11 protein-coding genes and 1 tRNA gene are annotated in these 11415 nt (G+C 67.5%); 4 read left to right on the forward strand and 8 right to left on the reverse strand.

Going from position 1 to position 11415, the window contains the following annotated elements:
• Nucleotides 1–159: 159 nt before the first annotated feature.
• The 3 genes from VD972_RS44735 (at nt 160) to VD972_RS44745 (ending at nt 2061) form a co-directional block, all read left to right on the forward strand.
• A complete protein-coding gene (locus VD972_RS44735) occupies nt 160–1149 on the forward strand; it encodes a sigma-70 family RNA polymerase sigma factor (protein WP_324996158.1) in 990 nt (329 codons plus the stop codon).
• 75 nt (nt 1150–1224) lie between these two features.
• Entirely contained in the window at nt 1225–1641 is a 417-nt protein-coding gene (locus VD972_RS44740; protein WP_324996160.1) for a VOC family protein, read from the forward strand.
• Between the two features lie 120 nt (nt 1642–1761).
• On the forward strand, nt 1762–2061 hold the full coding sequence (locus tag VD972_RS44745; protein ID WP_324996162.1) for a hypothetical protein: 300 nt from the start codon (nt 1762–1764) through the stop codon (nt 2059–2061).
• 489 nt (nt 2062–2550) lie between these two features.
• Here VD972_RS44745 and VD972_RS44750 read toward each other — a convergent pair whose 3' ends face one another.
• From VD972_RS44750 to VD972_RS44785, 8 genes are all read right to left on the reverse strand, one after another.
• Nucleotides 2551–3471, reverse strand: a complete 921-nt coding sequence (locus tag VD972_RS44750; RefSeq protein WP_324996164.1) for a DUF3396 domain-containing protein — start codon at nt 3469–3471, stop codon at nt 2551–2553.
• Complete coding sequence (locus VD972_RS44755) at nt 3468–4289, reverse strand: hypothetical protein (protein WP_324996166.1); 822 nt, start codon at nt 4287–4289, stop codon at nt 3468–3470. The genes VD972_RS44750 and VD972_RS44755 overlap by 4 nt, the downstream gene beginning before the upstream one ends.
• A 103-nt stretch (nt 4290–4392) precedes the next feature.
• Nucleotides 4393–4474, reverse strand: a tRNA-Leu gene (locus VD972_RS44760).
• A gap of 76 nt (nt 4475–4550) precedes the next feature.
• Nucleotides 4551–5018, reverse strand: a complete 468-nt coding sequence (secG, locus tag VD972_RS44765; protein WP_324996168.1) for a preprotein translocase subunit SecG — start codon at nt 5016–5018, stop codon at nt 4551–4553.
• Between the two features lie 94 nt (nt 5019–5112).
• On the reverse strand, nt 5113–5883 hold the full coding sequence (gene tpiA / locus VD972_RS44770; protein WP_324996170.1) for a triose-phosphate isomerase: 771 nt from the start codon (nt 5881–5883) through the stop codon (nt 5113–5115).
• A gap of 25 nt (nt 5884–5908) precedes the next feature.
• Nucleotides 5909–7096 (reverse strand): phosphoglycerate kinase, encoded by a 1188-nt coding sequence (locus tag VD972_RS44775; protein WP_324996172.1) that lies wholly within the window; start codon nt 7094–7096, stop codon nt 5909–5911.
• 38 nt (nt 7097–7134) lie between these two features.
• The gene (gene gap, locus VD972_RS44780; protein ID WP_324996174.1) at nt 7135–8148 is read right to left on the reverse strand and encodes a type I glyceraldehyde-3-phosphate dehydrogenase; all 1014 of its coding nucleotides are present in this window, start codon (nt 8146–8148) and stop codon (nt 7135–7137) included.
• A gap of 97 nt (nt 8149–8245) precedes the next feature.
• Entirely contained in the window at nt 8246–11080 is a 2835-nt protein-coding gene (locus tag VD972_RS44785; RefSeq protein WP_414654248.1) for an N-acetylmuramoyl-L-alanine amidase, read from the reverse strand.
• An 87-nt stretch (nt 11081–11167) separates the two neighbouring features.
• Between VD972_RS44785 and VD972_RS44790 the strand changes: the two genes are divergently transcribed.
• Nucleotides 11168–11415, forward strand: a 248-nt coding sequence (locus VD972_RS44790) for a diacylglycerol kinase family protein (RefSeq protein ID WP_324996176.1), incomplete at its 3' end; no start/stop codon positions are given.

Below are 11415 nucleotides of genomic sequence, written 5' to 3' on the forward strand. Positions count from 1 at the left end.
ACCTGCGCGCGTGCTGCATCGGGCCCTCGCTGGTGTTGCTCGTCGCGACGAGCGGTCGATTCCAAACGAGGACATCTTCGCAAGTCGCCGGCGCACGCGTCGACCCGCGCGTGTTTGGGGCCCGTTGCCTGCGTTATCCCACCTGGTACACCACGGGCAATGAGTGCACCGTCACAGCTCGACCGGGCCGAAGGCGAAGAAGCGGTCGCGCACAGGCTCGAAGAGCATCGCGTCGCGCTGACCGGTCACTGCTACCGCATGCTGGGCTCGGCCGCCGAAGCCGACGATGCTGTCCAGGAGACAATGGTGCGTGCGTGGCGCAGCATGGACCGGTTCGAGGAGCGCGCGTCCCTGCGCACCTGGCTGTACCGCATCGCCACGCGCGTGTGCCTCGACGCGCTGACGGACCGCTCGCGCCGCGCGCGCCCGATGGAGCTGGGTCCCGTCGGCTCGGTCGACGACTCGCTCACCATGCTGCCGGACTCTCGCTGGATCGAGCCCATTCCCGACACGCACGCCCTGCCCGCGGATGCCGATCCGTCCGAGCTCGTGGTGCTGCGCCAGAGCATCCGCCTCGCGTTCGTGGCGGCGCTCCAGCACCTCCCTCCCCGGCAACGCGCGGCGCTGCTCTTGACCGAGGTCCTCGGCTGGTCCGCCGCCGAGGTCGCGGACAGCCTCGACACCTCGGTCGCCGCGGTCAACAGCGCCCTTCAGCGGGCTCGGGCGACGCTCGCCACCCACGACCTCGACCATCCGCGCGCGCCGCTCTCCGACGCTCAGTCCACGCTGCTGAACCGCTATGTCGATGCATTCGAGCGGTACGACCTGGACGCGCTCACCCACCTGCTCCACCAGGACGCGACCCTCTCGATGCCGCCCTACTCGCTGTGGCTTCGCGGTCACGAGCCGATCCGCGCCTGGCTGCGGGGGCCCGGCTCGCCCTGCCGCGGGTCCCGGCTGGTGCCGACCTCGGCCTGCGGCTCGCCCGCATTCGGGCAGTACCGGCCAGGGGGACCCGGGGGGAGCCACCGGCCGTGGGCGCTCATCGTCCTCGAGCTCTCGGGCGACCGCATCGCCGCGATGAACTCGTTCCTTGATACCGAGACTCTATTCCCGCGCTTCGGGCTTCCTGCGGAGCTGGCCCCGTAGAGATTTTTCTCTGGGGACCGATGAGTTCTCCCGCCACGGGGCGTCTATTCGTCAGAACCCTTTATGGAGGCACACATGGCTGCGAACCGTTCCCGTAAGATCTTCGTCAACCTGCCCATCCGGGACCTGAAGCGCTCGGTCGAGTTCTTCACCAAGCTTGGCTTCTCGTTCAACCCGCAGTTCACCGACGACAAGGCCACCTGCATGATTGTCAGCGAGGAGGCGTACGTGATGCTCCTCGTCGAGTCGTACTTCAAGGACTTCACCAAGAAGCAGATCTGCGACACCCGCACGTTCAGCGAAGGCATCTTCGCGCTCTCGGCCGACAGCCGGGCCGAGGTAGACGAGCTGGTCAAGACCGCCCTCGCGGCAGGCGGAACGCATGCGGCGGACCCGAAGGACCATGGCTTCATGTACGGCTGGAGCTTCTACGATCTCGACGGTCACCACTGGGAGGTCATGTGGATGGACCCGACGGCGATCGTGAAGTGAAGGAGCGCACGTCCCTCGGAATCCTTAGAGATAACCGAACGATTGCTCTCCCATTATCTAGAAAACACTGAGACCCCTCCTGTCGATAATCCCGGAGAAATCGATCTCCGGGAGATGATCATGAGGGTGTTTTTGCCCGTGAATGGCGCGGGCAGTCAGGCTCCCGCGGGAGCCACCGGAATACCGCAGGCTGGTCCGAGTGCATTCCAGGCGCGCCTGGCGGCCTCGGGCAGCGCGCCCACGACTCCGCTGGGGGGAGCCTCGCCGAGCGGGGCGGAGATCCTCCAGCACGCGCAGCAGGAGATGCGCTCCATGCTGCGCCTGCAGTACCAGCTCTCCAGGGGCCGGGACCAGCTGACCTCCAACGTCATGAAGCTGCGGCACGAGACCGCGAAGAACGCGATCTCCAACATCCGCTGAGTTCAGGGAGGGTGGCGAGGACCCAGCTCCGGGCCATTTGGGATGCCAGTTCAGCTGCGCCGCACGTGCGCTTCGGGCTGCGCAACAACATCGTCGCATTCAACGCCAACAACCCGCTTGGGATACAGGATGGTGCGTCGTCGGATCGAACCCTCCGGTCCGCGTCGCCGAGATCGACGAGAGCGCCGTGACGTTGGTGGTGGACACGGAGCTGGAGTGGAGCGCTGGGGAGGGCGTGCGCTTCGAGTTCCTCACGAACCCGGCGCAGCCTGGCGCCGCGTTCCCCAGCACTTGATGCTCGAGCAACAAGACTCACTCCAACTGGAAATCCTTTTTGCACTCCTCTGGCGAGAGAGGCTGGCGGCGTCCGTCTGACTGCGCTGCCACTGCCGAATCCGCTCCGCCCACTGCTCTCGTTTCTCGTGCCATCCGCGCCGCGTAGCGCAGTCACGATCTCGGCGGCCAGGGGTGCGCGTCGGACGGATACGCTCACTGGCAGAGCCGCCGTAGCCAGCGGCGCAGATTGTCCTTGTCCAGGGAGAACCACCCGGTGCGCTCCTCATACAGGAAGGGCTCCAGCAGGTGCGCCAGCGCACGGTACTGTGGCACGTACGTCTCCTTTGCCGTGTCGATCGCATCCGGCCATTCGCCCAGCGTGAGCAGCACGCGCTCGCCTTCCAATGGCTCGAAGGACACTTCCGGGAAGGGGAGTTCCTGGCGCAGTCCCTCGATGCCGCCGAGTTGACCGAGCAACGGCTGGCCCAGGAACGTCAGCCAGTACGCTCCTCGCGCGCGGGTGCCGATCACACGGCTCGTGTCACCGAGTCGATAAAGATCCATGCCCAGGTAGCGAGAGAGTAGACCCAGGAGCTCCCAACGAGCCGCGTACCAGCGCCCGCGCGGGGAGACGAAAGCAAGGCTGGCGTAGCCAAAGCTGAAGGGCAGCTCGCGCGCCAGGTCGAGGGCCAGGGTGCGCAGATGAGCAGGCCCGTGCTCCAGGAGGTACTCCGTGGGAAACGAGAAGGCTACTCCGCTGGTGGAGTCTTCATCGTGGGAGAAGATCGGGGCATCAAGCTTCCTGCCGTCGTATTCGAAGAGGTAACCACCTCCTTCGCTACTATTCTCCTCCAACTCGACGATCCACTCGGCGCCCCAGGGGCGCTCCAGCAGTTGATAGCGGATGTGCTCCCAGCCCTTGTCATCAAGCGGGAGGGTGTCTCCCTCGTCCGAGCCGTACCAGTTCAGTGACTGGGGGGGGATGGCACGAAGGTAGGCCTGCAGGGTCCGCCACACTGCGGGCGCCACCTCTTGGTGGGAGCGGCGCATGAAGAAGCAGAGGACGACACCGTCGCGGGCCACCAGAGTGCTGCTCTTGTCCCGCAGCCGGAGGACGGGAATGTTCTCCCTCATGGTGTCACCCCCCGTGGTGAGATGATCAACGGCTCTCCCCCCAGCGCTGCTTTGTAGATCTCTCCCTGGGTGGAGCCAGCATAAGCGCTGCTCTCTCCATAGCGTGTCCACCGTGGGTCGTTGGTATCGGGACAGGGAAACTTGAAGTCCAGTGTGAGCGCTGACCGCCTCCAGTTGCGGTCAGCATGAAGGACGATGTCGGGCTTGATGGTGCGCCACAGCTCGCGGGTACAGCCCTGGGCGATGAGGCGCGCCTCCTCCTCCCGACTGACGGTCTCAAGGAACCGGGTACTGGGATAATAGCGGTAGCGCTGCTCAAGGCTGACCGGCGCGGGCCACAGTTGCTCGAGCACCTCCTGAGCACACTGGAGAGCGAGCACGTGCTTCTGCTGCCCCAGCAACATGGCCCGGGTGATGGGCTTGCTGCAGCCGTCTACCTCCACCTCCTCTCCGCACTCTTGGCGGGTCGGGGCGCGGTTGCCGAACGATGTAGAGTTCACCTGGCGCTCGGCCTGCCGGGCGCATTCTACAAGCCGCTCCTCAAACTCTCCCACCGCGTTGTCACTCTCCAGCAGCACCAGCAGCAGCGGAACAGTCCGCGCTAGCGTGGACGCCACCTCCCGGCTGGCCCCGGGAGCAAGAGACCTCGCCCCCTTGGCCGCGGCGCCGGTTGCGTGGCGAATGCGGCCAGCCGTCTCCGTGTCGAGGCGTAGGTCCCGGCGTTCGGAGCGTTGGGGAGTGCTGACACAGGCTGCTAGCAGCGCACTGGCCAGCAGCAAGCACGCGGACTTCCAACGCACGGTTTGGCGAGCGGGCATGTTCGTCTCCCAGAATCGAGGGCCATGCGGCCTACGGGCAGGCGCAGAGCCCCAGAAACTAAAAAAGCCCCCAAGTCTCAGGGACTTGGAGGCTCTTTCGGAGTGCCCAGGGCGGGATTCGAACCCGCACACCTTTCGGCGCCACCCCCTCAAGATGGTGTGTCTACCAGTTCCACCACCTGGGCGATCTGCGCGGCCCATCTATCCGAACCGCGCTGACTCACGCAACGGTTTTCAACCGCCGCGCTCCCTTCTTTCTTCCTACTGCTGCGGAGCCGCAGGCTGCGCCGGTGCCGGAACTGGCGGCATCGGAACCATGTTCGACGGAGGAGCCGCCTCGGTCCCAGGCGCCGCCGTGTCCCGCGGCTGCTCCACGCTCGCCGGAGCCCCAGGCGTCCCAGCAGGCGCCGCCGCACCGCTCGGCTCCCCCGCAGGCGCTGCACCCGGCGTCGCCGGAGCCGTCGCCGCCGGCTTGGGCGCCGTGCCCGCTGCCACCGACGTCTTCAGGCCCACGAACGACAGGCCCAGCGACGTGAGGAAGAACAGCGCCGCGAAGACGCCCGTCAATTTGCTCAGGAACGTCACCGCACCCCGGCCGCCGAATGCGCTCGTGGCCGCGCCACCGCCCAGGGCCGCGCCCATACCCGCGTCCTTACCGGGCTGCAGCAGGATGATGAAGATCATGAACACGCAGAGCACGACGTGCACGATCGTGAAGAAGGTCAGCATGGCTTCTCTTTCAAAAGCTCGATGGAAAGGACGCGCACCCTACACAACCTGACAGCGGGGTGACAACTCCTTCGCGCACCCCACCCTTCCCCCCTCACGCCCCCGCCTTGACGATCGCCGCGAAATCGCCCGCCTTCAGGCTCGCCCCACCCACCAGCGCCCCGTCTACATCCTTCTGACCCAGCAATTCCGCCGCGTTGTCCGGCTTCACGCTCCCGCCGTACTGGATGCGCACCTGCTCGGCCGTCCCACCGTCGTACAGCCGGACCAGCTGCGAGCGGATCGCCGCGTGGACCTCCTGCGCCTGGGCCGTCGTCGCCGTCCGGCCCGTGCCAATCGCCCACACCGGCTCGTACGCCAGCACGAACCTCGCCACCTCCGCCCCCCCGAAGCCCGCCAAGCCCCCCTTCACCTGCCGCTCCACCACCTCTAGCGTGCGCCCCGCCTCTCGCTCGGCCAGCGTCTCGCCCACGCAGAGGATCGGCAGCAAGCCCGCCTTCAGCACCGCCTGCGCCCGCTTGTTTACCGTCTCGTCCGTCTCGCCGAAGTACTGCCGGCGCTCGGAGTGGCCCAGGATCACGTAGGCACAGCCAACTTCCTTCAGCATCGGCGCGGCCACCTCCCCCGTGAAGGCCCCTAACGCCTCCCAGTGGCAGTTCTGCCCCGCCAGCTTCAGGTTCGAGTCCTCGATGGCCTTTGCCACCGGGTGCAGCGCCACGAAGGGCGGCGCGAGGACGATCTCCACCTTGTCGCGCAGCACCGACACCATGCCCCGCAGCTCTCGCACCAGCGCGAGCGCCTCGGAGACGGTCTTGTTCATCTTCCAGTTGCCAGCAATGATCTTCCGGCGAGGCTCGGCGGCCATGGTTCCCTCCCAACGCGTGTAGGGGCTACTTCGTCTCCAGCGCCTTGATGCCCGGCAGCTGGATGCCCTCGAGGAACTCGAGCGACGCCCCACCACCCGTCGACACGTGGCTCATCTTGTCCCCGTAGCCCATCTGCTGCACCGCCGCCGCGCTGTCTCCGCCGCCGATCACCGTCACCGCCCCGCGGTTGTTGGCCATCGCATCCGCCACCACCTTCGTGCCCTCGGCGAACTGGGGCACCTCGAACAGGCCCATGGGGCCGTTCCACACCACCGTCTTCGCGCTCCGGATGTGCTGGGTGAACTGGGCGCGCGTCTTCGGGCCGATGTCCAAGCCCATCAGGTCCGCCGGGATGTTGCGGTCCGGCGTCTCCTGCTTGCTGCTCTTCGCCGAAGGCTCATTTCCCACCACGTGGTCCACCGGCAGGACGATGGACGTCTTCAGCCGCTGCGCCGCCTCCAGGATCTTCGAGGCCAGCGGCAGCTTGTCCTCCTCCACCCGGCTCTTGCCCACCTCGGCGCCCTGCGCCTTCAGGAAGGTGTACGCCATGGCGCCGCCGATCAGCAGCGCGTCCACCTTGGGCAGCAGGCTCTCGATGACCTTGATCTTGTCGCTCACCTTCGCGCCGCCCAGGATCGCCACGAAGGGCTTCTCCGGGTTCTTCAGCACGCGGCCCAGGTACTCGATCTCCTTCTTCATCAGCAGGCCGGCCGCCTTCTCCTTCACGAAGGGGACCATGCCCGCCGTGGAGGCGTGGGCGCGGTGGGCAGTGCCAAAGGCGTCGTTGATGTAGACGTCCGCCAGCGAGGCCAGCTCGCGCGCGAAGCCCTCGTCATTGGCCTCCTCCTCCTTGTGGAAGCGCAGGTTCTCCAGCAGCACCACCTGCCCCTCCTTCAGCTCCTTCACCTGCTTCTTCACCGCGTCCCCGATGCTGTCATCCGCGAGGATGACCTCGTGCTTGGGGCCCAGCAGGTCCGCCAGCCGCGTGGCGGCCGGCTCCAGCGACAGCTTCGGGTCCGGCCCCTTGGGGCGCCCGAGGTGGGAGGCCAGGATGACCTTGCCGCCCATCTCCAGCGCGCGGCGGATGGTCGGCAGCGCCTCTCGGATGCGGGTGTCGTCGGTCACGCGCCTGCCCTCCAGTGGGACGTTGAAGTCCACGCGGATGAAGACGCGCTTGCCCGTCAGCTGCAGGTCATCGATGTAGCGGATCATCTCGGTTCCCCTCTCGGTACGCCCTGAGTGCCTGCGGACTAGAAGCCCTGGGCCGCGAGGAACTTGGCCGTGTCCACCATGCGGTTGGAGAAGCCCCACTCGTTGTCGTACCACGCCATCACTTTCACCAGGTTCTCACCCATGACGTAGGCGTTGGTGGCGTCGAAGATCGCCGAGTGCGGGTTGCCGTTGTAGTCGATGGAGACGGTCTGCTCCTCGCTGTACTGCAGGATGCCCTTGAGCGAGCCCTCGGCGTTCTTCCGGAACGCCTCCTTGAGCGCAGCCTCCGTGGCCGGCTTGCTGGTCACCACCGTCAGGTCCACCAGGGACACGTTCGGGGTGGGCACGCGGATCGACACGCCGTGCATCTTGCCCTTCAGCTGCGGCAGCACCTCGCCGATCGCCTTCGCCGCACCGGTGCTGGTGGGGATCATCGAGAGGCCCGCGGCGCGCGCACGGCGCATGTCCTCGTGCGCCAGGTCCAGCACGCGCTGGTCGTTGGTGTAGCTGTGCACCGTGGTCATCAGGCCCTTCTCGATGCCGAAGGTGTCCAGCAGCGTCTTGGCCAGCGGCGCCAGGCAGTTGGTGGTGCACGAGGCGTTGGACAGGATGTGGTGCTTCTTCGGATCGTACTCTTTGTGGTTGATGCCGTAGGCGATGGTGAGATCCGGGCCCTTCGCCGGGGCGGAGACGATGACTTTCCGGGCGCCCGCGGCCAGGTGCTTCTCGGAGCCCTCGCGCGCGGTGAAGCGGCCGGTGCACTCCAGGACGATGTCCACTCCCAGGGACTTCCAGGGCAGCGCCGTCGGGTCCTTCTCGGCGGTGACGGCGATGGAGTGGCCGTCCACGATGATGGCCTTGTCCTGCGCCTTCACCTCGCCCGGCCACGTGCGGTGCACGGAGTCGTACTTGAACAGGTGGGCCAGGGCGGCGGGCTTGTCCAGATCGTTGATGGCGACGATCTCGATGTCGCTCTCCTTGCGAGCGAGTACCGCGCGCAGGATGCAGCGGCCGATGCGGCCAAACCCGTTGATGCCGATCTTCGTGGCCATGTCTTTGAGTCTCCTTGACGTATTGAGGACAAAAGGTGGGCCTGTTGCCCACGTGGCGAGAAAGGGCGGCCGACCGTAGGCACGCGCCGGACCCGAGTCAACGCTCTGAATGCGGTGTGCGTCGGCGCGAACGCCCCAGCTGAACAGTAACGAGCAGCAGCAGCCACGCCAGGGAAGCCGAACCGGCTCCCGCTCCACAGCCGCAGCCGGTATCCGCCTGCTCGTAGAACTGGGGCAGCAGGTCCAGCACGTACGGCGGAGTGGGGGGAGGAGGCGGCGGCGGATCCGGCGGCCGGGGGTCCTGGCCCGTGGCGGCGGTCCACTGGTTGGCAGGCCCCGGATCTGGCGGAACGGGGTCGTCTCCAGGGACCGGGGGAGCCGTGGCGAGCAAGCCCGTGCGCGCCAGGAAGGTGCCCAGCACGTACTCGCGCCGCAGGGGACTGACGAGCCCCTCCAGCGGAATGGTGAGGAAGAGCACCTGTCCTCCCGGTGCCGACGAGATGCCGGCCGACAGCTCCGTGCCGGTGTAGCGCAGAATGGAGGCGCCCCCCGTCGCCGGGGTGAGGACGTCGGGACTGCCCACCGCGAGCCCTCCCCGTGTGCCGTCATCGAGCTGGAGCGCCGTGGCGAACTCCAGCCAGTCGCCTGGCTGCCCCTCCACGAACAGCGAGGACGAGCCACTGCCCACTGCCGCGCGGAGGATGTCGGCGAGGAACGCCTGATCGGCCGCGTCTCCTGCCGCGAGCTGGGAGGCCACGTTGCTGCCCGAGAAGAGCAGGTGTCCCCCGCCGGTGACGAAGGCCCGAAGCGCATCCTGCTCCTCCCGAGTTGGAGCGGCTCCTCCCACGCCGCCTCGGCCCGTGAACCAGTCGATCAGCCGGTAGTCGGAGAGGCTCACGAGCCCCGCGCCGAGCGCCTCGTTCGTTGCGCTGTCGAAGGCCACCTCGTGCCGCGTCACCGCAGCGCCATGACGGCGCACGGAGGAGCCGTCATTCATCGTCTCCAGCAGCACGCGCAGCGGAGCGCCGAGGCTGTAGCGCGAGAGATCCTCGGGACGATCCATGGTTGCATCCAGGCGATCGAAGGCGTTGACGATGAGCGCAGGTGGCGCCGTGCCCACCCTTGCGCCCACGGTGTCCGAGGGGAAGGACTCGCCGCCCTCGTTGAGCGCCGCAACGCGGAAGTAGCGCGTGGTGTCCGCCGGGAGATTGAAGGTGAGGGAAGTGTCGGCCGTCTCCGTGCCCTCGTCCCAGCTCAGCCCATCCTCGCTCTGGTAGACCCGGTACGAAGTAGCTGCGTGCCCGCCCAGATCGATCTCGTCCGTCACCGGAGGCAACCAGCGCACCTGCACCCCATCCGTCACGTTGCGCGCGGCCACGACGGTGGGAGCCTCCGGCGACAGGTGCACCGGCTTGCCATCCTTCCCTGCGAAGTACTTGATGATGCCCTGCAGGATGGCGCGGGCCGCGATGCGGCGGAACTCCGGCTCCTTCAAGTGCGCCGCGTCCGCTGCCGCGTCGTGGTAGGCGATCTCCAGGAGCACGGAGGGCGTCTCCGGGTTGTGGGTCGGGTTCAGCTCGCCGAAGTTGGCGGAGCGCAGCATCGGGACCCTCCAGGTGGCATCCACCGCGGCCCTGAGGTCCTTGAGCAGTTCGGCGCGCAGCGCGGTGCCCAGCACATCCCCCCCAGTCACCCCGGTGAAGTTGAGCGTGCCGTCCACCGGGTTGGGGCCATAGACGTAGACCTCCGTCCCCCGGATGGTGGCGTTCGATGCGTTCGTATGCCAGGCCACGTAGACGGCGTCCTCGCCCGTCTCGTGATCCCACGCCGCGAAGCGCGAGCGCGCGGACACATCATCGTTGCGCTCGTTGGCCAGCGCGTTAACTCCCGAGGGAGCGAACACCGAGGCCGGCGCCCCGTTGAACTGCGTGTGGTAGCGCGCGCACTCCTCGTAGCGCGGCCGGCCGAGCGGTCCCATCGTCGCGTCCCCGATGAAGCCGGAGCCACCGCCGATGCGCACCGCGTCCAGCGAGACAGTCCCCGACGCAGTCGAGTCGTTGAGCGCCACCACCGCCCCCTTCTCCGGGCTCTGCCCCGCCTTGAAGTAGAAGCGGCCGAGCATCACCCACGTCCCTCCGTGACGGCGCTGGTCAACGCGGAAGTGGCTCTCCCCTCCCGCGTGCTTCACCACGAAGTGCGCATCCGGCACTCGAGACGGGTCCGCGGCGTAGGAGACATAGACGTAGTAGCTGCCCTCCACGGAGATGCGCGGCACCCACGAGGCCGAGGCCGTGGCGCTGGAAGCGGCGGTCATCAGCCGGCTGCCACCGAGGTTGAAGGGCCGCACGTTGTTCGCCATGGGCGAGGGAGGTGGCCCCCACCCCGGCACCGTGGCCGAGCTGAAGAGCCCCGCGGGCCCCGTCTCCGAGTACTCCAGGTCGCCGTTGTTGACGATGACCATCCGCCCGTTGAGGTCCGGCTCACGCAGCGGCACCACCCGGGCCCCCGCGCTCATCAACATGGGGAGCAGGTACTGGTTGAGCGTCTCCGCGGAGACCAGATCCTCCACGACGTCGTGCGTGTTGGGGCGCTGCGTCGCCCAGCGCTCCAAGGGCGAGCTCCGGTAGAAGCCGTGCCCCTGGCTCAGGTACACCGTCTTCCCAGTCAGCGCCCCGCCGCGCATGCGCGTCTGCGGCAGGCCGGAGGAAGCCGAGCGCGTCCCGTCCCGGAGCTCACGGCGGACGAGCGGCAGCGCGGAAGCGTCCCTCAGTGCCTCCTCGTAGGGCCTGGGCTCTGGCCCCGGGACATACACCGCCCCGGGTGGCTCCAGGCCGCAGTCCAGCGGCTCCTCCGAGGGTGGCCAGGCCCACGCGAGCGCTGGGAGCAACAGACAGATCAAGCTCGAACACGAGAGAGAAGAAAGGCGTGCCATGCTGAGCGCGGACCATAGGTCCACGCCCGCCCTCACGCGAGCGCGGTAATCGGTCCGCGAGTGCTAGCCTGCCTCCCTCGACTTCAAATGAACGTCCCGGCCCCACCCTCCTCCCCGTTTCCCCCCCGCGGAGGCGCTGGCGTCATGGCCTCGTTCCGCAACGCGTGGGCGGGGCTCATCCACACCGTCATCCATCAGCGCAACATGCGCGTCCACCTCGTCTCCGCCGTGCTCGTGGGCCTGGTGGGCAGCGGCATCCCCCTGGGGCTCGCCGAGAAGGTGACGCTCATCTTCTGCGTCCTCCTCATCTTCTTCGCCGAGATCCTCAACAGCGC

It is taken from the genome of Hyalangium sp., from assembly GCF_035629615.1.
Classification (GTDB): Bacteria; Myxococcota; Myxococcia; order Myxococcales; family Myxococcaceae; genus Hyalangium.

Bases quoted from the DNA above. Each gene is read 5' to 3' on its own strand.
- VD972_RS44735 (WP_324996158.1), top strand. From the start codon at position 160: ATGAGTGCACCGTCACAGCTCGACCGGGCCGAAGGCGAAGAAGCGGTC.
- VD972_RS44755 (WP_324996166.1), bottom strand. From the start codon at position 4,289: ATGCCCGCTCGCCAAACCGTGCGTTGGAAGTCCGCGTGCTTGCTGCTG.
- gap (WP_324996174.1), bottom strand. From the start codon at position 8,148: ATGGCCACGAAGATCGGCATCAACGGGTTTGGCCGCATCGGCCGCTGC.
- tpiA (WP_324996170.1), bottom strand. From the start codon at position 5,883: ATGGCCGCCGAGCCTCGCCGGAAGATCATTGCTGGCAACTGGAAGATG.
- VD972_RS44740 (WP_324996160.1), top strand. From the start codon at position 1,225: ATGGCTGCGAACCGTTCCCGTAAGATCTTCGTCAACCTGCCCATCCGG.
- secG (WP_324996168.1), bottom strand. From the start codon at position 5,018: ATGCTGACCTTCTTCACGATCGTGCACGTCGTGCTCTGCGTGTTCATG.
- VD972_RS44745 (WP_324996162.1), top strand. From the start codon at position 1,762: ATGAGGGTGTTTTTGCCCGTGAATGGCGCGGGCAGTCAGGCTCCCGCG.
- VD972_RS44785 (WP_414654248.1), bottom strand. From the start codon at position 11,080: ATGGCACGCCTTTCTTCTCTCTCGTGTTCGAGCTTGATCTGTCTGTTG.
- VD972_RS44775 (WP_324996172.1), bottom strand. From the start codon at position 7,096: ATGATCCGCTACATCGATGACCTGCAGCTGACGGGCAAGCGCGTCTTC.
- VD972_RS44750 (WP_324996164.1), bottom strand. From the start codon at position 3,471: ATGAGGGAGAACATTCCCGTCCTCCGGCTGCGGGACAAGAGCAGCACT.